This window comes from Elusimicrobiota bacterium (genome assembly GCA_018816525.1).
GTDB lineage: Bacteria > Elusimicrobiota > Endomicrobiia > CG1-02-37-114 > XYA2-FULL-39-19 > OXYB2-FULL-48-7.
The window spans coordinates 1-23,400 of sequence record JAHIVV010000037.1; the positions used below are offsets into that span (position 1 = coordinate 1).

The 23,400-nt window shown below is 40.6% G+C and carries 24 protein-coding genes and 1 tRNA gene; 24 read left to right on the top strand and 1 reads right to left on the bottom strand.

Annotation, left to right across the window (positions count from 1 at the left end):
- The 19 genes from hisD to KKH91_04015 all read left to right on the top strand — a co-directional run.
- The coding region (gene hisD / locus KKH91_03925; protein MBU0951960.1) for a histidinol dehydrogenase at positions 1-1,052 on the top strand (1,052 nt) is incomplete at its 5' end.
- 13 nt (positions 1,053-1,065) lie between these two features.
- Positions 1,066-1,647 (top strand): imidazoleglycerol-phosphate dehydratase HisB, encoded by a 582-nt coding sequence (gene hisB / locus KKH91_03930; protein MBU0951961.1) that lies wholly within the window; start codon positions 1,066-1,068, stop codon positions 1,645-1,647.
- A gap of 11 nt (positions 1,648-1,658) precedes the next feature.
- On the top strand, positions 1,659-2,375 hold the full coding sequence (gene hisA, locus KKH91_03935) for a 1-(5-phosphoribosyl)-5-[(5-phosphoribosylamino)methylideneamino]imidazole-4-carboxamide isomerase (protein ID MBU0951962.1): 717 nt from the start codon (positions 1,659-1,661) through the stop codon (positions 2,373-2,375).
- Positions 2,376-2,387: 12 nt separating this feature from the next.
- Positions 2,388-2,780, top strand: a complete 393-nt coding sequence (hisI, locus tag KKH91_03940; GenBank protein ID MBU0951963.1) for a phosphoribosyl-AMP cyclohydrolase — start codon at positions 2,388-2,390, stop codon at positions 2,778-2,780.
- A gap of 1 nt (position 2,781) precedes the next feature.
- Entirely contained in the window at positions 2,782-4,278 is a 1,497-nt protein-coding gene (gene trpE, locus KKH91_03945) for an anthranilate synthase component I (GenBank protein MBU0951964.1), read from the top strand.
- A 10-nt stretch (positions 4,279-4,288) separates the two neighbouring features.
- Complete coding sequence (locus KKH91_03950) at positions 4,289-4,882, top strand: aminodeoxychorismate/anthranilate synthase component II (GenBank protein MBU0951965.1); 594 nt, start codon at positions 4,289-4,291, stop codon at positions 4,880-4,882.
- Positions 4,879-5,898, top strand: coding sequence for an anthranilate phosphoribosyltransferase (gene trpD, locus KKH91_03955; protein ID MBU0951966.1), 1,020 nt, complete (start codon positions 4,879-4,881; stop codon positions 5,896-5,898). The genes KKH91_03950 and trpD overlap by 4 nt, the downstream gene beginning before the upstream one ends.
- 10 nt (positions 5,899-5,908) lie before the next feature.
- On the top strand, positions 5,909-6,688 hold the full coding sequence (trpC, locus tag KKH91_03960) for an indole-3-glycerol phosphate synthase TrpC (GenBank protein ID MBU0951967.1): 780 nt from the start codon (positions 5,909-5,911) through the stop codon (positions 6,686-6,688).
- Between the two features lie 221 nt (positions 6,689-6,909).
- Positions 6,910-7,605, top strand: coding sequence for a phosphoribosylanthranilate isomerase (locus tag KKH91_03965; GenBank protein MBU0951968.1), 696 nt, complete (start codon positions 6,910-6,912; stop codon positions 7,603-7,605).
- A gap of 99 nt (positions 7,606-7,704) precedes the next feature.
- Complete coding sequence (locus KKH91_03970) at positions 7,705-8,001, top strand: nucleotidyltransferase family protein (GenBank protein MBU0951969.1); 297 nt, start codon at positions 7,705-7,707, stop codon at positions 7,999-8,001.
- A gap of 71 nt (positions 8,002-8,072) precedes the next feature.
- On the top strand, positions 8,073-9,248 hold the full coding sequence (gene trpB / locus KKH91_03975; protein MBU0951970.1) for a tryptophan synthase subunit beta: 1,176 nt from the start codon (positions 8,073-8,075) through the stop codon (positions 9,246-9,248).
- Positions 9,241-10,050: a tryptophan synthase subunit alpha gene (gene trpA / locus KKH91_03980; protein ID MBU0951971.1), complete on the top strand. Its 810-nt coding sequence runs from the start codon at positions 9,241-9,243 to the stop codon at positions 10,048-10,050. Before trpB ends, trpA begins: the two co-directional genes overlap by 8 nt.
- Entirely contained in the window at positions 10,040-10,888 is an 849-nt protein-coding gene (accD, locus tag KKH91_03985) for an acetyl-CoA carboxylase, carboxyltransferase subunit beta (protein MBU0951972.1), read from the top strand. Before trpA ends, accD begins: the two co-directional genes overlap by 11 nt.
- Entirely contained in the window at positions 10,885-12,192 is a 1,308-nt protein-coding gene (locus KKH91_03990) for a bifunctional folylpolyglutamate synthase/dihydrofolate synthase (protein ID MBU0951973.1), read from the top strand. The genes accD and KKH91_03990 overlap by 4 nt, the downstream gene beginning before the upstream one ends.
- The gene (gene lptC / locus KKH91_03995) at positions 12,189-14,165 is read left to right on the top strand and encodes an LPS export ABC transporter periplasmic protein LptC (GenBank protein ID MBU0951974.1); all 1,977 of its coding nucleotides are present in this window, start codon (positions 12,189-12,191) and stop codon (positions 14,163-14,165) included. Before KKH91_03990 ends, lptC begins: the two co-directional genes overlap by 4 nt.
- Before the next feature lie 84 nt (positions 14,166-14,249).
- Complete coding sequence (locus KKH91_04000; protein ID MBU0951975.1) at positions 14,250-15,470, top strand: 2,3-bisphosphoglycerate-independent phosphoglycerate mutase; 1,221 nt, start codon at positions 14,250-14,252, stop codon at positions 15,468-15,470.
- Positions 15,471-15,590: 120 nt separating this feature from the next.
- On the top strand, positions 15,591-16,103 hold the full coding sequence (locus KKH91_04005; protein MBU0951976.1) for a TlpA family protein disulfide reductase: 513 nt from the start codon (positions 15,591-15,593) through the stop codon (positions 16,101-16,103).
- Between the two features lie 64 nt (positions 16,104-16,167).
- Positions 16,168-16,240, top strand: a tRNA-Gly gene (locus KKH91_04010).
- 26 nt (positions 16,241-16,266) lie between these two features.
- The gene (locus KKH91_04015; protein MBU0951977.1) at positions 16,267-16,905 is read left to right on the top strand and encodes a radical SAM protein; all 639 of its coding nucleotides are present in this window, start codon (positions 16,267-16,269) and stop codon (positions 16,903-16,905) included.
- A gap of 1 nt (position 16,906) precedes the next feature.
- Here the strand turns inward: KKH91_04015 and KKH91_04020 are convergent, their stop codons facing one another.
- Complete coding sequence (locus KKH91_04020; protein ID MBU0951978.1) at positions 16,907-17,053, bottom strand: hypothetical protein; 147 nt, start codon at positions 17,051-17,053, stop codon at positions 16,907-16,909.
- Positions 17,054-17,217: 164 nt separating this feature from the next.
- Between KKH91_04020 and nrdR the strand changes: the two genes are divergently transcribed.
- Genes nrdR through guaA form a run of 5 tightly spaced genes read left to right on the top strand, consistent with a single transcriptional unit; the run spans position 17,218 to position 23,399 of the window.
- Positions 17,218-17,676, top strand: a complete 459-nt coding sequence (gene nrdR, locus KKH91_04025; protein MBU0951979.1) for a transcriptional regulator NrdR — start codon at positions 17,218-17,220, stop codon at positions 17,674-17,676.
- A 53-nt stretch (positions 17,677-17,729) separates the two neighbouring features.
- On the top strand, positions 17,730-20,090 hold the full coding sequence (locus KKH91_04030; GenBank protein MBU0951980.1) for a vitamin B12-dependent ribonucleotide reductase: 2,361 nt from the start codon (positions 17,730-17,732) through the stop codon (positions 20,088-20,090).
- A gap of 9 nt (positions 20,091-20,099) precedes the next feature.
- On the top strand, positions 20,100-20,660 hold the full coding sequence (locus KKH91_04035; GenBank protein ID MBU0951981.1) for a dCTP deaminase: 561 nt from the start codon (positions 20,100-20,102) through the stop codon (positions 20,658-20,660).
- A 19-nt stretch (positions 20,661-20,679) separates the two neighbouring features.
- Positions 20,680-21,840, top strand: a complete 1,161-nt coding sequence (locus tag KKH91_04040) for a GuaB3 family IMP dehydrogenase-related protein (GenBank protein MBU0951982.1) — start codon at positions 20,680-20,682, stop codon at positions 21,838-21,840.
- 8 nt (positions 21,841-21,848) lie between these two features.
- Complete coding sequence (gene guaA, locus KKH91_04045) at positions 21,849-23,399, top strand: glutamine-hydrolyzing GMP synthase (GenBank protein MBU0951983.1); 1,551 nt, start codon at positions 21,849-21,851, stop codon at positions 23,397-23,399.
- Position 23,400 lies beyond the last annotated feature (1 nt).

The window sequence follows — 23,400 nt, forward strand, 5'->3', positions numbered from 1 at the left end:
ACAAAATAGACACAAATTTAAAACACGCCATAAATCACGCCGCAGAAAATATCGAATTCTTCCACAAATGCGAGCGCAATAAAATCACAAAATCCTGGAAATACTCAAACAAGGGTAAAACTGTCGGGCAGATTGTAAAGCCGGTTGAAACCATTTGTGTTTACATCGCCGGAGGTAAATACGCCTATTACCCTTCTATTGTGCTGATGACAGTAATCCCTGCCAGGATAGCTGGGGTTAAAAATATATACATCGCTACGCCACCGGCGAACATTACCCCGTCGGTATTATATGCTGCAAAAGCAGCAAAAGTTGACAAAGTATTCCGTGTCGGAGGCCCGCAGGCCATCGCGGGATTTGCTTTTGGAACTGAGGCCCTGCCGAAAGCTGACATGATAATAGGGCCGGGCAGCAGTTATGTCACTGAAGCTAAGAGGCAATTATTCGGTAACGTCGGAATTGATTTAATTGCCGGACCCAGCGAGGTTGCATTAATCTGCGATTCATCTTCAAATCCGGTATATATTGCCTATGACCTGCTAGCCCAGATAGAACATGCTCCTGATGCAAAAGGATATTTGTACTGCGACTCAAAGAGAGTAATAGAAAAGGTAAAAAAACTTATCGAGAAAGAAATAAAGAAAAACAAGGAAGATATTCCTCATTTATCCGTTAAAAGACAAATAATCATGGACTGCTGCAGCCTGCAACAGTCTATTGATAAAGTAAATAAAATTGCTCCGGAACACTTGCAGATAATGCACAGAGGAGCAAAAAGTATAGTATCGAAAATAAAAAATGCAGGGGCGGTATTTATCGGCAAATATTCACCGGTTGCCGCAGGCGATTATTATGCAGGGCCCTCTCATACCCTGCCTACCGCAGGAACAGCCAGGTTTTCTTCCGGGCTGTCAGTACAGACATTTATGAAAAAAACCAGTTATATCGAATATGATAACAAAGCCTTGAAAAGAGATTCAAAAGACATTATTCAGCTTGCATACACAGAAGGCCTCAGAATGCACGGAAAGTCTGTAAAAGTCAGAACATAGAAGTAGGGGAATTATGAAAGCAAACATAGAACGCAGGACAAAAGAAACTGCTATAAAGATGCTGCTGAACCTCTCGGGAAAAGGGAAGCATAGCGTTAGAACATCCATCGCGTTTATGGATCATATGCTCACCTTGTTTGCACATCACGGGAATTTTGACCTAATTGTATCCGCAAAAGGCGATACTGAAATAGATGACCATCATTTAGTTGAAGATATCGGCATTGTGCTGGGGCAGGCAGTAAAAAAAGCGCTCGGCGACAAAAAGGGGATTCAAAGGTATGGAAATTTCCTGATGCCGATGGATGAAGCATTATCCTATATAGCAATAGACATTTCCGCAAGGCCCTGCCTGGTTTATAAGGTAAAATTCGCAAAATCCTTCGCGGAAAAATTTAATTACAGTTTGCTGGAAGAGTTTTTTCAGGCATTTGCAAATAACGCAGGGGTCACTCTTCATATCTCCATGAAACATGGAAGGAACAATCATCATATTGCTGAATCAATTTTTAAAGGTTTTGGAAGGGCTCTTGCGCAGGCAGTAAAAAAAGACGCTAAAATAAAAAGAGTGCCTTCAACAAAAGGAAAACTTTAAGAGGTACAAAAATGATAATTATTCCGGCGATTGATATTCATCTGGGCAAATGTGTAATGTTAACCCAGGGTAAAATAGAAAAAGAAACGATTTATTCAAACGATCCTGTTTTCATGGCAAAAATGTGGCAATCTAAAGGCGCTAAAAGGATCCATATAGTTGACCTTGACGGCGCATTCCGCGGCACTCCCCAGCACGTAGATTGTATTGCCCAGATAAGAAAATCTTTCATCGGGATAATCCAGCTCGGCGGCGGAATAAGGGACGAGAAAGCCATCAGTCATTTTATTGAACTGGGCATAGATAAGCTTATTCTTGGAACTTTGATGGTTTATAACCCGGAACTGACAAGAAAAACAATAAAAAAATACGGCGATAAAATCATAGGCGCGGTAGACATAACTGACGGAAAAATAGCCATCGGCGGCTGGAAAGAAATTACGGAAACGAATGCGGTCGATTTTGCAAAGAAACTTAAAGATAACGGCATGAAAGAAATTATAGTAACTGATGTGACAAAAGACGGCACTTTGGAAGGCGCAAATATCGAAGAGATAGGCAATATCGCCCGTACCAGCGGGCTTAGTGTTTTCGCTTCCGGCGGCATCGGCTCGCTTGAAGATGTAAAAAAAGTCAAGGAGATAGAAAAAGACGGAGTTGCCGGGGTAATAATCGGGAAAGCGCTGTATAATGAATCCGTAAAATTTGAAGACTTGTTGAAAATATAAGGGTTTTTAAAAATGAACAACAAAATAGCTGATTCACTGAAATATGACGCAAACGGGCTGATACTAGCCATAGTTCAGGATTATAAAACCGGCAAAGTATTGATGGTAGCTTATATGAACAGGGAATCCTTCCTGTTGACCTCAAAAAACAAAAAAGCCTGTTTTTTCAGCCGTTCCAGGCAAAAACTATGGCTTAAAGGCGAATCATCAGGCAATGTCCAGCTGGTAAAAGAGATATTTGTAGATTGCGACGCAGACTGCATTCTGTTAAAAGTTAAACAAATCGGCGGTGCCGCATGCCATACGGGATACCAGTCCTGTTTCTATAGAAAAATAGATAAAAACTTATTGAAGGTTACCGGAAAACCATTGTTTGACCCGAAAAAGGTTTACGGTAAAAAGTAACATGTTCTACCCTCCCTTAGAAGAATTCAAAAAAATTGCCGTAAACCATAACATTATTCCCGTATATAAGGAAATTCTTGCTGATTGCGAGACCCCTGTCTCTACGTTTGCAAAATTAGCGCTGGAAAAGGATTATTCCTACCTGCTGGAAAGCGTAGAAGGAACCGAAAGGTGGGGGAGATATTCTTTCATTTCCTGGGATCCAAAACTTATATTCAAATCCAAAAATAAAAAGTACGAGATTATAGAAAATAAACAAGTTTTTAAGTCAAACTCTGAAAATCCTTTATCGGAACTAAAAAAACTTATGGCGGCCTATAAGCCCGCGGTTATCAAGGGCCTGCCCAGATTCTGGGGCGGGGCGGTAGGCTATATTGGCTACGAGATGATCCATAACTTTGAAGATATAGCGAGGATAAACCAGAACCTGGAGCAGCTGCCTGATGCTATCCTGCTTTTTACGGACACAATAATTATTTTTGACCATTTCACGCATAAAACAAAAATCGTTGCCTGTGTCGACCTTGCGCAAAAAAATGTAAATTTAAACAAACAGTATTCTGACGCCTGTAAAAAGATAGATTCAATAATCAAAGAACTACGCAATAAACGCAATCTTGATATTTCTAATTTTCTTGATTTCAACCGGGAAAATAAGCATGTTGTCGAGCCTAAATCAAATAACACAAAAACAGAATATATGGATAATGTAAAAAAAGCGAAGGAGTATATCCGGGCTGGTGATATTATCCAGACAGTAATATCTCAAAGGTTTGAAAAGAAAATCAGTGTTCACCCTTTTAAAATATACCGTGTTCTTAGGACGGTCAATCCTTCACCCTACATGTATTATCTCAACTTGAAGGATTTTCAGCTGATAGGGTCGTCTCCTGAAATACTTGTGAGAAAAGAAGACGATATGGCTGAACTCAGGCCCATTGCCGGCACCAAACCCCGGGGCAAAGACGAAGCGGAAGAAAAAAAATACGAAAAAGCGTTATTGGCTTCTCCAAAGGAAAAAGCAGAACATATAATGCTTGTGGACCTTGGAAGAAACGACCTGGGCAGAGTTTGCGATTTTAATTCTATCAAAATACCAGAATTGATGGTTATAGAGAGATACTCGCATGTGATCCATCTGGTTTCATTCATAATAGGAAAACTTAAAAAAGGCATGGACGCTTTTGACCTTTTTGAAGCCTGTTTCCCTGCCGGCACGGTTTCAGGCGCGCCGAAAATAAGAGCCATGGAAATAATTGCCGAGCTTGAGAAAACTCCCCGCGAAACCTACGCGGGCTCAGTTGGATATTTCTCTTATTCCGGAAACATGGATATGGCAATAACGATAAGAACTATTTTATTTAAAGATAAAACTGCATATGTCCAGGCGGGAGCGGGCCTGGTAGCTGATTCAGACCCTGAAACAGAATTTTACGAAACGCAAAATAAGGCAAAAGCGCTTTTTTCAGCCATTGATTTAGCTGAATCATCAAACTAAAGGAATCAATATGATACTTGTAATAGATAACTACGATTCATTTACCTACAATCTTGTCCAGTATTTAGGGGAAATAGTCGCTGGAAAAGCGGGAACCCGGCAGTCTATTGCGGTTTACCGCAACGATAAAATAACGGCTGCTCAAATTGAAAAAATAAATCCGGATTACATAATAATTTCACCCGGGCCTTGCACGCCGAAAGAAGCCGGCATTTCGGTTGAAGTTGCTAGAAAATTCGCAGGTAAAATACCTATTCTGGGAGTATGCCTGGGGCATCAATCGATAGTCTACGCTTTCGGCGGCAAAATTGTAAGAGCCAAAAAACTTATGCACGGGAAAACCTCGCAGGTTTATCATGATAAAAAAACGATATTCAAAGGAATAGCCAATCCTTTTGATGCCGCCAGGTATCATTCGCTTCTGGCAGAAAAAAAATCGCTTCCAAAAATGTTCCAGATAACTGCCTGGACTAAAGACGGTGAGATTATGGGAGTGAGAAGCAAAATACATAAATGCCCGGTTGAAGGAGTACAGTTTCACCCGGAGTCAATTTTAACCATAGAGGGCAAAAAGCTTTTAAGGAACTTTTTGAAACTAAAATGATCAAAGAAGCCATACAAAAAGTAGTCATTGGAAAGAACCTTACGGAAAAAGAAGCATCTGAAGTTATGACTGAAATAATGTCCGGGCAGGCCAGCGAAGCCCAGATTTCTTCTTTTATTACCGCTTTGCGCATGAAAGGCGAAACAATCGATGAAATTACAGGATGCGCAAAAGTAATGCGCCAGTTTGCGGTTCCGTTTGTGTCAACAGTACCCCGTTCAGAAAGAATACTTGATACCTGCGGTACCGGAGGTGATTCCAGCAAAACCTTCAACATATCAACTGTAACAGCGTTTGTTGCGGTTGGCGCGGGCGCATTTGTAGCGAAACACGGAAACAGGTCGGTTTCATCATCCTGCGGAAGCGCTGATTTGATGGAATCATTAGGGATAAAACTTGAGCTTACCAGAGAACAGGCCCAGCAGTGTTTAACAGAAGTAGGTATCGTTTTTCTTTTTGCTCCCGCCTGGCACACAGCAATGAAATATGCTGTCGGGCCGCGCAAACAAATCGGTATAAGGACAATTTTTAATGTATTAGGCCCTTTATCCAACCCAGCGAGCGCATCCGCCCAGCTTTTAGGCGTATATGCTTCTGAACTATGCGAGCCGCTTGCCTATGCTTTAAAAAATATGGGGGCTAGACACGCATTTGTTTTTCATTCAGCGGATAATTTAGACGAAATTTCTATTTGTGATGAAACAAAAATTTATGAATTATCAAACAACAAGATCAAAAGCTACACCATCAGGCCGGAAGATTTTGGCATTGAAAGGTCACAGCTCATCGAAATTGTTGGCGGAGATGTGAATGAAAATACAAAGATAACCATTGAAATACTTTCAGGGCAGAAAGGCGCGAGGCGTAACGCAGTCATTTTAAATGCCGGCGCGGCCCTGGTGGCCGCAGGAAAAGCAAAAGACATTAAAGAAGGGATTAAACTTGCCGAAAAATCAATCGATTCAGGCAAGGCGCTTAAAAAAGTGGAAGAACTTAAACAATTTACAAATAAGTGAAAACATACAAATGGAAGGTTTCCTAACTAAAATATTAACCGAAAAGAAAGAATCTGTTCTGCAAAAAAGAGCAAAGCTTCCGCTGTCAAAACTTCAGGAAATGTTAAAGAGAGTCTCTCCTGCCAGGAATTTCAAAGAATCAATTTCAAAAAAATCAACTTTCAACATAATCGGGGAAATAAAGAAAGCTTCTCCTTCAGCGGGAATTATCCGCCCGCTTTATGACGCAGGCAAACTTGCAAAAGAACTTGCTGACGGGGGCGTTTCCGCTATTTCTGTGCTGACAGAGGAAAAACATTTCCATGGGGATTTATTTCATTTAATAAGGGCTTATGACAGCGCGCCCATCCCTATTTTAAGAAAAGATTTTATTATAGATGAATACCAGATTTTTGAAGCCAGGGCCTATTTCGCTGATGCGGTTCTGCTGATTGCAGAATTACTGAGCGAACAGCAGTTGTGCGACTATTTAGCTGTTTGCAAAAGCATCGGCCTTTCTGCTTTGGTAGAATTGCATAATGAAAATCAGATAGATAAAGTAATCAAAGCAAACCCGGATATTATAGGAATAAATAACAGAAATCTTGATGATTTTTCAGTTGATATTAGTTCTACTTTCAAGATAAAGAAGAAGCTTCCGGAAGGCAAGATTGTTGTTTCTGAAAGCGGTATAAAGACAAAGTATGATATTTTCAAGCTGAAGGATGCGGGGATAAATGCTGCGCTTATCGGCGAAACGCTGATGCGTGCAGAAAACATAAAAAGCAAGTTAATTGAATTGATAATGTGATAAAGGAAATTTGATATGAAAAAACACAATTCCTCTCTCCCCGAGATATTTCCCCTGCACATAAGGGCAGGGACGGTTCAAAAACCTAAAATTGACAAACTCCTCCCTGTGGTCGTCAAACATGTCAATTTTTTAACGGTTTTTTCACCTAAATATCTCAATGTCGTTCGAAATCGTGTTTTTCCATATCAATTCTTAAATGATTCTATAGGAGATATTTAATGACTAAAATTAAAATTTGCGGGATTACCAATTTTCAGGATGCATCCGATGCCGTTATGCTCGGCGCCGATTTCCTCGGATTTAACTTCTACAAAGACAGCAAAAGAAAAATCTCCGTGAAAAACGCCGCTGATATAATAAAGAAACTACCACCAGTATTTATCCCGGTCGGCATCTTTGTTGATGATGTAATAGATAACATCGCTCTGACAGTAAAAAAATCCGGTGTAAAACACGTTCAACTGCATGGCAATGAGCCGCCTGAATATTGTACTGAGTTAACAGCCAAATTGGCCGGCCAGGATATAAAGATTATAAAAGCTTTCAGAGTAAAAGGGGAAGAAACCCTGAATCAAATTGAGCTGTTTAAGGATGTTGTGGATTATTTCCTTTTAGACAGCTATGTTGAAGGCGAACTTGGGGGTACCGGTGTTTCTATGGAGGCCAATATTTCTTCTGAAGAGATTGATTCTGAAGTCAAGCCGGCTGTTTCGGGCTGGGATATTGCAATAGAAGCAAAAAGGTATAATAAGCCTATATTTCTGGCCGGGGGGCTTACTCCGGAGAATGTGGAAGAGGCAATTGAGAAAGTCCTGCCATTTGCGGTGGATGTAGCTTCCGGCGTTGAGCGCCTCCAGCGCCGCAAAGATTACGAAAAATTAAAGAAATTCATCACCTCCTCAAAAGCATATTAAAATTCCATTCCATCCTTAAACCTGTTTAAACCACAGTTCTATCAATTTCATGAATAAATTTAATAAATAATTTGCTATAATATAGCAGAGGGAAATGATATGACAAATAGGTTAAAATATATCACAGAAACGACCGGGAAAATAATACCTGTTTTGAAAGAAAACAATGTAACAAAAGCGGGGATTTTTGGGTCTTTTTCAAGAGGGGATTCCAGGAAAAACAGCGATGTTGATATTCTTGTAGAAATTAAAAAGAACATCAGCCTGCTTGATTTTGTTGATTTAAAGCTAAAACTTGAGTCAAAAATTGGCCGAAGAGTTGACCTTGTTGAGTACGGTGCAATAAAGCCGTTATTGAAGAAACGGATTTTAAGTGAAGAAACGCGAATAATATGAAAAACATCCGGACTAGCTTAAAACGCAAAATCAAAGAAATCCTAAATAAAATCTAACCACAAACAAAAACTATGAATCCTACTAAAAAAGGCTATTTTGGGCAGTTTGGCGGAAGGTTCATTCCTGAAACATTATTCAGCGCAATAGACGAGCTCACAGAAGTCTATTTCCGGATGAAAAAGAACAAAGCTTTCAATAAAAAATTAGCCTATTACCTCGAAAACTTCGTAGGCAGGCCGACCCCACTCTACTTCGCAGAAAACCTCACCAAATACCTCAAAGGCCCAAAAATTTATTTCAAAAGAGAAGACCTCTGCCATACCGGCTCTCATAAAATCAATAACACCATCGGCCAGATACTACTCGCCAAAGAAATTGGCAAAAAACGAATCATTGCTGAAACCGGCGCCGGCCAGCACGGCGTAGCCACTGCCACAGCCGCCGCTTTATTCGGGCTCAAATGCGAAGTATATATGGGCGAAGAAGACATCCGGCGCCAATCAGTAAACGTAGAAAGAATGAAGTTGTTGGGAACGAAAGTAGTTCCAGTCAAATCCGGTACAAAAACCCTAAAAGATGCCATAAATGAAGCTATGCGCGATTGGGTAACAAACGTTGAAGACACCTTCTACGTTATCGGTTCAGCTATAGGCCCACACCCTTATCCTTTAATGGTAAGAAATTTTCAAAGCGTAATAGGAAAAGAAGTAAAAAGACAGATATTTAAAGCCGAAGGCAGATTACCTAATTACCTTCTCGCCTGTGTAGGAGGAGGGTCTAATTCCATCGGTTTATTCTCGCCATTTTATAACGACAAAAAAGTGAAATTTATCGGTGTAGAAGCGGGCGGTTACGGCATTAAAACCGTAAAACATTCTGCAACGCTCAGCGCCGGTTCCGTAGGAATACTCCACGGCACAAAAACATATATCTTGCAGGATAAAAACGGCCAAATCCTGCCGACACATTCAATTTCGGCAGGGCTGGATTATCCCGGAGTCGGCCCTGAACATTCCTTTTACAAAGACTCAAAAAGGGCTGAATATGTATCAGTAAACGATAAAGAAGTTTTGAAAGCTTTCCATTTCTTTTCGGAACTTGAAGGCATCATCCCCGCTCTTGAATCCACCCACGCAATTGCGTATCTTTTAAATAACAAAAACCGGTTCTCTAAAAACGATATCCTGGTAGTAGGTTTGTCAGGCAGAGGGGACAAAGATTCAACAATAGTAAACGAAAATGAATAGATTAGAAAATAAACTGCATCAATTAAAAAGACAGAATAAAAAAGCGCTGATCAGCTATATGACAGCAGGTTATCCTGATATTAAATCTACCGAAAAAATAGTATCATACCTTGAAAAATACGGTTCAGACATAATTGAGCTTGGCTTGCCTTTTTCCGACCCTATAGCGGACGGCCCCGTAATTCAAAACTCTTCCTTCAAAGCACTTCAAAAAGGAATGACCGCAAAACTGATACTGAAAATAATTTCCAACATCAGAAAACGCACGCAAATTCCTATCATAATAATGACCTATCTAAATCCGGTACACCGTTACGGACCGGAAAAATTCTTTGCTGACGCGAAACAAGCCGGGGTTGACGGCCTTATTATCCCTGACATTACTCCCGAAGAAGGCAGGTTCATAATAAATCTCTCAAAAAAATACAACATTTCCGTGATATTTCTTATAACGCCCACAACCGCAAAAAGCAGGCAGAGTTTTATCCTGAATAAAAGCCGCGGGTTTGTATATGTTGTTTCTATCACCGGAGTGACAGGCTCCAAGAAACAATTTCACCCGGCAATAATAAAGTTCATAAAAGAAATACGCAGAAAAACCCATAAACCTCTGATGCTGGGTTTCGGCATATCTGCTGCCGGCCAGGTCAGCAATATAAAAAAGCTTGTGAATGGAATTATAATCGGCTCCGCTATCGTGAAAATTACGGGAGAATCAAAAGCTTCCGAACTGGAAAACAATCTAAGCAAATTTTTAACACCGTTTCGAAAGGAATTGGGAGGAGAACCCCATGGCAATTGAGCAGGAAATAAAAATAACAGCGCCGAAAATACCTACGCCGGTAGCGGTGCACGACGGGTTATGGACAAAATGCAAGAAATGCGAACATATAATTTACAATAAAGCCCTTGAAGAAAACTTCAAAGTATGCCCGAAATGCGGCTATTACTTCAGAATGGGCGCTAAAGAAAGAATCAGCCTTTTATGCGAGCCGAAAACCTTTAAGGAATTCGACGAATCGATGGCATCCGTAAATGTGCTGAATTTCCCGGATTACACAAAAAAACTCGAGTCCTCGCGCAAAAAAATGAAAATGAATGAAGCGGTCATAACCGGCGAAGGCCAGATGGGCCCTCATAATATAGTAATCGGAGTTCTTGATTTTGATTTCAGGGGCGGCAGTATGGGTTCTGTAGTAGGGGAAAAAATAACCCGCGCTGTTGAAACCGCTATAAAGAAAAAATACCCGGTAATTATAGTTTCTGCCAGCGGCGGCGCAAGAATGGAAGAGGGTATATTTTCGCTTATGCAGATGGCTAAAACTTCCGCCGCTTTGGCGGAATTAGCAAAAGAAGGGCTGCCTTACATCTCAGTTATGGTTGACCCTACGACGGGCGGCGTGACAGCTTCTTTTGCCATGCTTGGCGATATTAACGTTGCAGAGCCCAAAGCCCTGATCGGTTTTGCCGGTCCCAGGGTAATAGAGCAGACTATCCGCGAAAAACTTCCTCACGGTTTTCAGCTGTCTGAATTTGTTTTACAGCATGGAATGGTTGATTTGATTGTAGAAAGAAAAGAAATGAAAAATACGCTGATAAAACTGCTTAATTTCCTCTACAAGCCAAAAAATGTGAAATGAACTATATCCCATGGCTTAACAAATTAGCGGAAAAAGAATACACAAACCAGAATCCCGACATTTCAAACATCAAGAAAGAGCTTGCCAGATTAGGAAATCCCCAGGATAAATTCCCAGCCGTACATATAGCCGGCACAAACGGAAAAGGTTCGACGGCCTGCATGATCTATGAAATATTAAAACAGGCGGGATTTTCTGTTGGAATATACACGTCTCCTCATTTGTTAACTTTCCGGGAACGCATAAGAATAAACAATTCCCTGATTACTGAAAATGAAGTCAACGAAATCATCGGATTTTATTTAAAAAAGAATAAGCAATACGAGAATGTCCAGAATTGCCCCCTGACCTATTTTGAAATTCTAACTCTTATGGCTTTTGTTCATTTTAGCTGGCAAAAAGTTGACATTGCCGTCATTGAAACCGGGCTTGGCGGCAAATTTGACGCTACCAATACCATTAAAAAACCCTTGGCCAGCCTTATTACGCCGGTAGATTTTGACCACACAGAATTGTTGGGGAAAACCATTACTGCTATTGCCAAGGAAAAAGCTGGAATTATAAAAAAAGGAGTCCCTGTAATTTCAGCCGCTCAGGAAGATGCAGTACTGCAGACTATCGCTAAAACAGCAAAAAATCATAAAAGCGAGCTTTATGTTTATGGAAAAGATTTTAAATGTTTCTATGTAGATACGGATTGGGCCAATAAATGCCAGTATATATCCTACAACGATAAAAAACATTTTTATACAAACGTTCCTTTAAGCCTTTTGGGCAGGCACCAATTGATGAATGCGGCCATGGCATTAAAATTCATGGGAATTCTCCAGGAAGAAGGTTACGAAATAGCTGAAAACGCTATTCATAAAGGATTAAGGAGCGCTTATTGGCCGGCTAGATTTGAAATTATAAATCAAAGAACAGGCAATACCCTGATAATTGACGGCGCCCATAATCCGCACGGAACGGCTACGCTAGCAGCCACATTGAAAGATTCACCCTTTAAAAAAAGCAGGATAACTTTTGTTATGAGCATTATGAAGGAAAAGAATTACCGTAAAATGATTCAATTGCTTTCAGGGCTTGCAAAAAAAGTTATTTTGTTCAAAATGAACAATCCCCGCGCCGCAGATGTAAACATACTGCGAAATAACTGGAAAAGATACTTGAGCCCGAGCAACATCAGGATAGAAAGCAGTTTTAAAGACATTTTCGGCCTTATTAAAAAAGACCAGGTTGTTTGCTTCACGGGTTCCCTGTATTTCTGCGGAGAATTGTTGAAATACCTGAAAAGGAAAATATGAGAAAGCTTGGAATAATATCGGTTCTTTTATCCATTTTAACTGCCGGATTATTTGCTGATGACAAGGTTAATATAAAAGCGGATAAGCTCGACTACGATGAAAGCACAAAAAACATTTTTGCCCGGGGCAATGTTGAAATCAGTTCCGGAAATTTTAAAATGTCCGGGAAGAAAATGGACATAAATTTAGATCGGCAGTTTGCCCTGGCTGAGGGTTCGGTTTCTATAAAGGACGGGGACTCGCTGATATTAGGAAGCAAATGCGAATATAATTATTCCCAAAGCACCGGGAATATTTATGACGCTTACGGATATTATTACCCCTGGGGTTTTAAAGGCGACAAAATTTTCAAAAGCAACCAGGACCTTTACCTGGGTAAATCAGACTTTACTACGTGCAACGCAAAAGTGCCCCATTACCATCTGAGGGTTAAAAGCGCGTCGTTAAAACCGAATAAAGAGATGGTTGCCAAAAACGTGGTTTTGAAAATTCGCAATATTCCTGTTTTCTATTACCCGGCTTACGCTTATTCTATGAGCGAGAGGGTCAATTCCCTCGAAATTTACCCAGGGTACAACACTTATGACGGAATCCAGATAAAAACAGTCTACGGTTTTCCGGTATCGAAATACACTTATTCAAAGCTTTGCGTGGATTTGTTTCAAAACCAGGGAATCGGCACCGGACTGGAATATAACTACAATAACCCTGATAAAGTAAAAGGAAGTACCTACCTCTATCATATAAAAGAAGACAAAAGCATGCGTGAAAGATATACTGTCAGGTCGTCTCACTGGGAGAAGCTGTCAAAAACATGGTCTTTGCAGGGAAATTTAAATTATCAAAGCGATGAATATTTCAATCAATTCTATTTCGGCGAAAACTGGAACCGACTGACCAGTGACTTCAGGTCTGATATAGCGCTTACAAAACAAACATCTTTGACAAATTTTCAAATTTCAAGCAACAGACGCGATGTTTTTGACCCGGCAGCGAAAAGTTTTGTGTTGGACGAATACGACGCGCCAAAAATGGATTTTACTGTTTTTCAGTTTAAACCCAAATATTCGCCCCTATATGCCGGCTTCAGCACCAACCTATACAGAAATTACTCAAGCAAAGCAGGTACCGTTACCTGGAATTCATCTTCGGATTTTTATTTAACCCGCCAATTCCCAGTATCGCTAAGAACCACGATTACACCAAAAATCGGCGCAATTGAAACCTGGAGATTATTGCTTGATACCCAAACTTTTATTACCAATTATTATTCCGCATTATCCCTAAGACAGCGGATAAACTGGTTCACTTACATGGAATTTACTCATAATTACAAAAACCGGTCAATAATCAATTCCCAGGAAATAGACACTTTCGCCAATGATTATGGTATTGAAGGAAATAATATCGCTGCAATGTTATATGTCTCTCAGATAAGCTCCAGGTACCTGCGCATGAGCACAAGTTACGATTTCAGGGAATTCAAAACACCTGGCTACACAAATAACCTCGCAAGGTATTCTCCTTTAATTACAGAAATAGGCACGCTTTTGAGCAGAAAGGTTAGTATATATTTAAACCATCAATTCAATATAGAATCCTCTTCAACGACTTCTTACCAGACTGAGGTTACATTTACGCCTTCCGCGCGAGCCAGTTATTCGATGGGATTATATTATGTTCAAACCAGCACAAATGGCGTTCAATTAAATAATCAGTTTAGTTTTTGGATAGGCAACAAATGGTTTATAAATTTAACCCTGATTGGAATGGTCAATAACAGTCAATATACAATTAAGGACGAAGGCCTGAAAATATACAGGGACCTGCATTGCTGGGAGACAAGTGTTACTTACAATAAAAGAGGGGAAGTTGAGGAATATTTCTTTAATATCGGTTTAAAAATAGCCAGCAGGGCCCGCCAAGGGCTTTATGATGAAAAATTAGAGAATGAATTTTATCCCTGGAGGTAACCTTAGTAAAAGCCACACAGGATAAAGAAATTAAACGACCCGAAAAAAAATAAAAAAAGGGAATGGGATATTAAAAAGGAACAAATGAACACTCTTGATTTAGTAAAACAAGTGGCGCAAAAAAACGATAAGAAGATTTTAATGGTGGTTATAGACGGTTTAGGCGGCATGCCAAACCCTGAAACAGGCAAGACGGAACTTGATACCGCAAAAACCCCTAACCTGGACGCTCTGGCAAAGAAATCCACAGCAGGACTGACCGTTCCTGTTGAATATGGCATAACACCCGGATCCGGCCCGGCGCATCTATCGCTTTTTGGCTACGACCCTGAAAAATACCAGATTGGCAGAGGTGTTCTTGAAGCCATCGGCATTGGAATTCATATGAAAAACATTGACCTTGCTTTGAGAGGGAATTTCGCTACGATGGATTATTCAAAAAACATGGTTACAGACAGGCGCGCGGGCAGGATTCCTACGGAAAAAAACCAGGAAATCTGCGAGCTTTTACAGGAAAAAATCCCCAAAATAGAGGATTGCGAAGTCATAATAAAATCAGGCAAGGAACACAGGTTTGTTGTTGTATTCAGAGGAGAAGGCCTTTCTGAAAATATTACCGACAATGACCCCCAGAAAGAAAACAATCCTGCAAAAAAAATAATCGCAAGCAAGCCGGACGGCAAAAAAACAGCAGAAATTGTAAACAAATTCATTGAAAGGGTTTCTGAGTTACTCAAAGACAAACCGCCGGCAAATTATTGCCTCTTGCGCGGGTTTTCAAAATATCCTGATATTCCGCAGATGGGTGATGTATATCAGCTTAAACCTGCAGCCATTGCAACCTATCCGATGTACAGGGGGTTGGCGCAGTTAGTAGGCATGACGATTATTCAAACGCCCGGTGAAACTATAGAAGATGAAATAACTGTTCTCAAAAAAGAATGGAATAATTATGATTTTTTTTATGTGCACATTAAAAAAACAGACGCCTACGGCGAAGACGGCAATTTTGACGCAAAAGTAAAAAAAATTGAAGAAATTGATAAGCTGATACCGGAATTTGTCAACATGAAAGCTGATTCACTCATTATTTGCGGTGACCATTCAACACCCGCTATGATGTCAGGCCATTCCTGGCATCCAGTGCCCTTTATGCTGTATTCAAAATATTCCTTCGGAAATGAAACAATCCAGGGCTTTTCGGAAAGAGAATGCCTTAAAGGCGCTCTCGGCATTTTCCGCGCGACAAATGTCATGTCTTTGGCTATGGCCCACGCAATGAAGTTAGGAAAATTTGGTGCGTAATAAAGCAACCTTCCTTAAATATCAAAAACCGTGAAATATATTGAACTTTCCGGGCGGCCTGATTTTCAGAAAGCCTTCGTCGATGCTATGTTGTTTGTTAAAAGTCAGGAGATAAAAAATATGAAATGCATTACTAAAACTTGGTTTATATTTGTGCTGTTAGTAATTAATACAGCAGTTTTTTCCCAGGGGAAAATGCAAATAAAAACAGGGCAGACAATTCCGGATTTTGTTTTAAAAAATCTGGCCGGGGAGAAATATTCTCTAAAGGATTACAAGAGCAGGAAAATTGTATATTTGAACTTCTTTACAATAAGTTCGGCCAGAACCAGGAGGGATATCGCCGAACTGACTAGAATTTATGGTATCTATAAAAAAAGGAATGTTGAAATACTTGGTATTGCAGTCAAGGAGAAAACCGAGAAACTTTCATTTTTTGTAAGAGAATTTAACATTTCCTATCCTATATTACTGGACTCTGAAGGGCTGATAAGATCCGCTTACAACATAAAAACGCTCCCGCAAAGCATTATAATTGACAGGAAGGGACTGGTTCGTTATGTAGGGCTTACGCCGCCTGAAGATTTTGAAGCTTTTTTGAAAGAATTAAAAGCACAAAAGAAAAAGAAATGAATTCAACAAGAAATGAATTCGACTTGACTATATATTAAAAAAACTATATAATTTGGGTATAAATGCGGGTGTAGTTCAGTGGCTAGAACGACTCGTTGCCAACGAGTAGGTCGAGGGTTCAACTCCCTTCGCCCGCTTTTTTACCTTCCAAATTTACAATCCAATGTTAAAAATCAACGAAATTTATAAAAGTATCCAGGGGGAATCAAGGTTTGCCGGATACCCATGTATTTTTATCCGTTTAGCCGGATGTAACCTGCGTTGCTCCTACTGCGATACAAAATATGCCTATAATAAAGGAAGGGAAATGTCCATTAGCGGAATAATGGATAAAATCAGGCATTTTAAAACCAAACTTATCCAGATTACTGGTGGCGAGCCTCTTTTACAAAAAGAAACACCCCAATTAGTAAGAAAACTGCTTTCTAAGGGATATAAAGTCCTGATAGGCACAAACGGAAGCTGGGATATATCAAAAGTAGATAAAAGAGCAATAAAATTAATGGACATCAAATGCCCAGGTAGCAGACAATCAGGTAAAATGTTGCGGGGGAATTTCCGGCATTTAAATAAAAACGATGAAATTAAGTTTGTCATTTGTAACAGAAAGGATTATACATTTGCGAAAGATATAATCAAAAAGCATAATCTCGCCAAGAATACTCTGGTGGTTTTGTCTCCTGCTTTCCAAAAAATAACGCCTAAAATTATTTCAGAGTGGATTTTGAAGGATGGTATCAATCTTAAATTGGGCTTACAAGTTCATAAATTAATTTGGGGCCCAACAGCAAGAGGCGTTTAATTCAAGCAACTACCTTATTACCGCCGGCTTTTTTTATTTCATCTATAAGCCTATTCCCGATATTTATTGAATTTTCTTTATTGAGAGATTGTTTTTCGATGTAGGATTTTACTTTATGCAACAATTCTGCAGGATTTACAGGTTTCAAAATTCGAGAGAGAAAAGCAAGAAAAAAATATTTTTCAAATATTTTTTTGGGCCCCCTTGACAAATTTAACTCAAATATATATATTGTACCTGTGATTGCTGGAAATACAACATGTTGTATGCCTGCCAATAACTAAACCCGTTCTGTTCTTCTTAAAATTAACTATGAAGTGCCCTTATTGCACGCATTTTGACACAAAAATTACCAATTCCAGGCCGCTTGACGAATCAAGTGTTGTCAGGAGGCGGCGTGAGTGCCCTGAATGCGCCAAACGCTTTACTACCTATGAAAGAATTGAAGAAATGCCTCTAATGGTAAGTAAAACGGATAACCAGCGTGAACCTTTTGACAGGAACAAACTTCGTGACGGCATTACGTTAGCCTGCAGAAAGCGGCCGATTGACCAAAACACAGTTGAAAAAGCTGTAGCTGACATTGAAAGGGAACTTCAGGAATATGTGCTTGAGGTGCCCAGCAGGATTATCGGAGAAAAAGTGTTAAAAAAATTACTCGAACTGGATCCTATTGCATATATCAGGTTTGCTTCGGTTTATTATCAATATGCAGACATAGAAACTTTTCTGAACGAATTGAAACGCATAAAAGAAATTAAAGACAAATAAGTCAAAAACAGGACTGGGCCGGAGATATTATTGTCTCCAGGCAGGGGGAAGAAATGGCGGTATTAATAGATGGACTCAAAGAGCAGCTCATCTCGAGAATCAAGCCTCAAATCAATGAGCATTCACTCAAAATTCTTCAAAAACGTTATCTTAGAAAAGATGATACCGGCCAACCGGTTGAATTGCCTGAGGATTTATTTTTCAGGGTAGCCGAAAACATCGCGCAGGCAGACCTGATGTATGACCCGAACAAGGATCTGGCCCCTGTAATCGAAGAATTTTACAGCACTATGGTAAAACTTGAATTTCTGCCCAATTCTCCTACGTTAATGAATGCTGGAAGGGAACTTCAACAACTTTCGGCGTGTTTTGTGCTGCCGATTGAAGACTCCATGGAATCAATTTTTGATACGCTTAAAAACACAGCCCTGATACACAAATCAGGCGGCGGTACAGGATTTTCTTTCACGCGCCTCAGGCCAAAAAATGACCTGGTGCGTTCAACTACCGGCGTTTCCTCCGGCCCGATTTCCTTTATGCAGGTTTTTAACTCAGCCACCGAAGCCATAAAACAGGGCGGTACCAGGCGGGGCGCGAATATGGGGATTTTAAAAGTAGGCCACCCGGATATTATGGAGTTTATTAACTGCAAAGATTCAAATGACGCCCTGACTAACTTTAATATATCGGTTGGTTTAACTGAAGAATTTATGCAGGCGGTTGAAACTGACAGCGAATATTACCTTTATAACCCGCGCGACGGCGAAGTTGCCGGAACCTTGAAAGCCATGGATGTTTTCAATAAAATAATTGACGCGGCCTGGAAAAACGGGGAACCTGGCATTGTTTTTCTTGACAGGATGAACGAAACCAACCCGACGCCGCAGATCGGCGAAATCGAATCAACAAACCCCTGCGGAGAACAGCCTCTTCTCCCTTTTGAGTCCTGCAACCTCGGCTCAATCAACCTTTCAAAAATGCTTATTGAGGATCCGGAAACACTCAAGAAAGAAGTTGACTGGAAAAAAATAGCCAAGACCGTCCAGACAGCAACTCATTTCCTTGATAATGTAATAGACATGAACAATTACCCCATTGAGAAAATAAAAGAAATGTCCCGGGGCAACCGTAAAATCGGGCTGGGCGTTATGGGCTGGGCGGATATGCTCATAAAACTTGAAGTTTCTTATTCTTCAACCGAAGCTTTAAGGCTGGCAGAAAAGATTATCAGTTTTATACAGAAAACAGCCAGAGACACTTCCCGCGATATAGCCAAAGCCCGCGGGCCGTTCCCGAATTTTAGCAAAAGCATTTTTGCCACCGGCGAACCTATTAGAAACGCCACTCTTACCACAATTGCTCCGACAGGAACCATCGGATTGATCGCCGGCTGTTCCAGCGGCATCGAGCCCCTTTTCGCCCTGGCGCACACCCGCTCAAACATATTGGGTGGAGAGAAATTTCACGAGCTCAACGAAGCTTTTAAAAATATGGCGGAAAAAGAAGGTTTCTATTCCGATGATATAGTGAAGGAAGTAACCGATAAAGGCACCATTCAAAATATGAAAACTATTCCTTCCAGGGTAAGGCACATTTTCATGACCGCCCTGGATATTTCTCCTGAAATGCATATCAGGATGCAGGCGGTTTTCCAGAAATACATTGATAACGCTGTTTCAAAAACCGTGAATTTTCCGCATAATGCAACAAAAGAAGACATAGCAAAAGCGTATCTGTTGGCTTACCAGCTGGGTTGTAAAGGTATTACGGTTTACAGAGACCGCAGCCGCGATCAACAGGTTCTTAACATAGGAAAGGGTGGTTCAGCTCCTGTTGCCACAGCAGCAAACCTTACGGGCAGGCCGGAACTTAAACCCAGGCAAAGGCCGCGCAGCATTACCGGCAAAACCATGATGATGAGAACCGGATGCGGAAAAATGTATGTAACTATAAATGAAGACAACATCGGCGTTTGCGAATTGTTCACCCAGCTGGGAAAATCCGGCGGATGCACATCAAGCCAGTCTGAAGCTATAGCCAGATTAATTTCTTTATCCCTTCGCTCTGGTATCAAAGCTGAAGAGCTTATAACCCAATTAAAAGGAATAAGATGCCCAACACCGATGCTTGCTGAAGGTACGGCAATTCTTTCATGCGCTGATGCGGTAGCAAAAGCCCTGGAAAATTATTTGAAAGAAAAAGAAGCGCCGGACTTGTTTGTAGGGCCTGTAGTAAATTCAGCTGCCCCGGTAGCAATACAGTCGCCGGCTCAAGCTCCAGTCGTTCCTGCAAAAACAAAAGGGAATTTAGAACATATCGGGGCCTGTCCTGAGTGCCCGGAATGCGGAACTATGCTTATAATCGGTGAAGGCTGTGTTTATTGCGGAGACTGCGGTTTTTCAAGGTGCTGGTAAATAGGAAACATGGTTAAATCCGATAAATGGATTAAAAGAATGGCAACCGAGTTTAATATGATTGACCCTTTTGAAGATAAACAGGTCAGCAAAGGCGCTATTTCCTATGGTGTATCTTCCTACGGGTATGATATGCGGATCTCTAACGAATTCAAAGTGCTCAAAAACGGTTTTAAAAATGTTGAAATAATGGATCCAAAGAATTTCAATTCTCTACCGTTTGAAGACTTTAGAGGTGAGAATTGCATAATTCCTCCGAACTCAATTGTGCTTGCTAAATCAATTGAATATTTCAAGATTCCGAGGAACATTATCACTATCTGTTTTGGTAAATCCACTTATACCCGGTGCGGCATTTTGGTGAATGTAACGCCTTTTGAACCGGAGTGGGAAGGTTTTGTAACAATATCAATTTCAAATACAAACCCTATTCCGGCAAAACTTTATTCAAATGAAGGCATAGCCCAGGTGCTTTTTCTTGAAAGCGATGAAATCTGCGAAACTTCATACGCCGACAAAAAAGGCAAATACCAGGCTCAGAAAACTATAACGTTATCAAAAATAAATTAAAAAGGAGAAATACCCTACCATGACTTATTTCATCGGCCACAAGAAAGAAGCAAGAAGATCTTACGGTTTTGACGAAGTAGCGATCGTGCCGGGAAACATAACCATTGACCCGGAGGAAGTTGACATTTCAGTAAAATTTGGGCCTCATAAATTAAAACTGCCGTTTTTAGCCAGCGCTATGGACGGCGTTGTTGACCCTGATCTTGCTATCGGTTTTAATAAATGCGGAGGCCTTGCTGTTTTGAACCTTGAAGGTATTTATACCAGATATGACAATTATGAGGACGTTTTAAATGAACTGGTTACCGCCCCCCTGGATAAAACAACCGATGTGATTCAAAGACTTTACAAAGAACCGATAAAGGAAAAATTAATAGCAAAGAGAATAAAAGAAATTAAAAAAGGAAGTTCTATCTGCGCTGTTTCCTGCGGGCCGAATAACGCGGAAAGATTTTCAAAAATTGCCCAGGAAGCCGGCGCCAGCATTTTTGTAATCCAGGTAACAATACTTACAGTAAAGCATATTGCAAAAAATTATAAGCCCGTTGACCTCAAAAAAGTTATTTCCGGAGTAAAAATACCGGTAATACTTGGGAATTGCGTTAATTACGATTCAGCCCTTGAATTGATGGATACCGGCTGCGTAGGTATTTTAGTAGGAATCGGACCGGGTTCAGCTTGTACAACCCGAGGGGTATTGGGAATCGGCGTGCCGCAGGTAACGGCTACCGTTGACTGCGCGCAGGCGCGCGATTATTATTTCAAGCAGACAGGAAAGTATGTAAATATTATTACTGATGGCGGCATGAATACCAGCGGCGATATTTGTAAAGCATTTGTTTCAGGTGCTGATGCGATTATGCTTGGCAGCGCTTTTGCCCGGGCAAAGGAAGCTCCCGGAAGAGGTTATCACTGGGGCATGGCCATGCCTCACCGGTTCCTGCCCAGAGGGACAAGAATTCATGTAGGCACAACGGGAAGCATTAAAGAGATTCTTTTGGGGCCTGCCAGAGTTGATGACGGCACCCAGAATATTGCCGGAGCTTTGCAGACCTGTATGGGAAATATAGGCGCGGCCAGCATAAAAGAAATGCAGCTGGCGAAACTTATTATAGCGCCGGATATAAAATCCGAAGGCAAACTTTTACAGAAAGCTCAAAAAGTAGGAATGGGGAAGTAGGAAAAAAGATGATACTGATTTTAGATTTTGGGTCGCAGTATACTCAACTGATAGCTCGAAGAGTACGTGAGTTAAAGGTTTATTGCGAAATACACCCGTATAATTATGATATCTCGAATTTGAAATCTCAAATTAAAGGGATTATCTTATCTGGCGGGCCATCGAGCGTATATGAAAAAGACGCTCCAAAATGCGACAAAGAAATTTATAATTTGAGCATACCAATATTAGGTATTTGTTACGGAATGCAGTTATTTACCCAGGAATTAGGCGGCAACGTACAACATTCAGTCCAGCGGGAATACGGTTTTGCTCAATTAAAGGTAATTAAAAAAGATAAATTATTTAATGGTTTTACTAATAATCCAATTATCAAATCATCCAATAAGCCAACTACAGTTTGGATGTCACATGGAGATAAAGTAACAAAACTAGCGCCGGGTTTCAGCGTTCTGGCTTCCACGCCAAACACGAAATACGCAGTGGCCGCTAATTTTGATAAAAAAATCTACGGCCTGCAGTTCCATCCCGAGGTCAAACATACGCCTCATGGGAAAGAGCTTATAAAGAATTTTGTTTTCGGCATTTGCAACGAAAAACCTGACTGGACCATGCATTCCTTTATTCAACGCGAAAAAAAGGAAATAAAAGAGAAAGCCGGCAATAATTATGTAATCTGCGCTATGTCCGGCGGAGTGGATTCTTCCGTTGTAGCGGTCCTCTCTTATTTAGCGTTAGGCCGCAGGCTCTACTGTGTTTTTGTTGACAACGGGCTGCTCCGCTGGGGGGAAAAAGAAAGAGTTGAAAAAATATTCGGAAAAATATTCAGGAATAAATTAATAATAAGAGATGCAAAAAAACTGTTTTTAAAAAACCTGGAAGGTGTAACAGAACCGGAAAGAAAACGCAAAATTATCGGCAAAACATTTATAGATGTTTTTGAACAATGCATCAAAAGTCTTAACCCAAAATACCTTATCCAGGGGACTTTGTATCCTGATGTTATTGAAAGTGTTTCTGTTAAAGGCCCTTCGGCAACAATAAAAACACATCACAATGTCGGCGGGTTGCCGGAAAAGATGAAAATGAAACTGATTGAGCCCTTGCGCTTCCTTTTTAAAGATGAAGTACGCGAATTAGGCAAAGAATTAAGAGTTCCAAAAGAAATATTGACCAGGCATCCGTTTCCCGGCCCTGGCCTTGCAGTGAGAATACTCGGAGAAGTAACTGAGGAACGACTAACTATTGTACGCCACGCAGACAGAATAGTCGAAGAAGAGATCCTGAAATATCCCGGATTATATGAAAAACTCTGGCAGGCGTTTGCCGTTCTTCTGCCGGTAAAAAGCGTCGGTGTTATGGGTGACCAGAGAACCTATGAAAACGCTATAGCCGTAAGGATTGTGGAATCAGTTGATGCTATGACTGCAGACTGGGCGAAAGTTCCTTATGAAGTGCTTAACAGGATATCAAACCGCATAATAAATGAAGTTAAACATGTAAACAGAGTTGTTTACGATATTAGTTCAAAACCCCCTGCTACGATTGAGTGGGAATAGG

Bases quoted from the DNA above. Each gene is read 5' to 3' on its own strand.
- KKH91_04030 (MBU0951980.1), top strand. From the start codon at position 17,730: ATGGCGGTATTAATAGATGGACTCAAAGAGCAGCTCATCTCGAGAATC.
- hisI (MBU0951963.1), top strand. From the start codon at position 2,388: ATGAACAACAAAATAGCTGATTCACTGAAATATGACGCAAACGGGCTG.
- nrdR (MBU0951979.1), top strand. From the start codon at position 17,218: ATGAAGTGCCCTTATTGCACGCATTTTGACACAAAAATTACCAATTCC.
- KKH91_04040 (MBU0951982.1), top strand. From the start codon at position 20,680: ATGACTTATTTCATCGGCCACAAGAAAGAAGCAAGAAGATCTTACGGT.
- KKH91_04005 (MBU0951976.1), top strand. From the start codon at position 15,591: ATGAAATGCATTACTAAAACTTGGTTTATATTTGTGCTGTTAGTAATT.
- trpC (MBU0951967.1), top strand. From the start codon at position 5,909: ATGGAAGGTTTCCTAACTAAAATATTAACCGAAAAGAAAGAATCTGTT.
- KKH91_03950 (MBU0951965.1), top strand. From the start codon at position 4,289: ATGATACTTGTAATAGATAACTACGATTCATTTACCTACAATCTTGTC.
- accD (MBU0951972.1), top strand. From the start codon at position 10,040: ATGGCAATTGAGCAGGAAATAAAAATAACAGCGCCGAAAATACCTACG.
- trpD (MBU0951966.1), top strand. From the start codon at position 4,879: ATGATCAAAGAAGCCATACAAAAAGTAGTCATTGGAAAGAACCTTACG.
- guaA (MBU0951983.1), top strand. From the start codon at position 21,849: ATGATACTGATTTTAGATTTTGGGTCGCAGTATACTCAACTGATAGCT.
- hisB (MBU0951961.1), top strand. From the start codon at position 1,066: ATGAAAGCAAACATAGAACGCAGGACAAAAGAAACTGCTATAAAGATG.
- lptC (MBU0951974.1), top strand. From the start codon at position 12,189: ATGAGAAAGCTTGGAATAATATCGGTTCTTTTATCCATTTTAACTGCC.
- trpA (MBU0951971.1), top strand. From the start codon at position 9,241: ATGAATAGATTAGAAAATAAACTGCATCAATTAAAAAGACAGAATAAA.
- KKH91_03965 (MBU0951968.1), top strand. From the start codon at position 6,910: ATGACTAAAATTAAAATTTGCGGGATTACCAATTTTCAGGATGCATCC.
- KKH91_03990 (MBU0951973.1), top strand. From the start codon at position 10,885: ATGAACTATATCCCATGGCTTAACAAATTAGCGGAAAAAGAATACACA.
- KKH91_04000 (MBU0951975.1), top strand. From the start codon at position 14,250: ATGAACACTCTTGATTTAGTAAAACAAGTGGCGCAAAAAAACGATAAG.
- KKH91_04015 (MBU0951977.1), top strand. From the start codon at position 16,267: ATGTTAAAAATCAACGAAATTTATAAAAGTATCCAGGGGGAATCAAGG.
- trpE (MBU0951964.1), top strand. From the start codon at position 2,782: ATGTTCTACCCTCCCTTAGAAGAATTCAAAAAAATTGCCGTAAACCAT.
- KKH91_04035 (MBU0951981.1), top strand. From the start codon at position 20,100: ATGGTTAAATCCGATAAATGGATTAAAAGAATGGCAACCGAGTTTAAT.
- trpB (MBU0951970.1), top strand. From the start codon at position 8,073: ATGAATCCTACTAAAAAAGGCTATTTTGGGCAGTTTGGCGGAAGGTTC.
- hisA (MBU0951962.1), top strand. From the start codon at position 1,659: ATGATAATTATTCCGGCGATTGATATTCATCTGGGCAAATGTGTAATG.
- KKH91_03970 (MBU0951969.1), top strand. From the start codon at position 7,705: ATGACAAATAGGTTAAAATATATCACAGAAACGACCGGGAAAATAATA.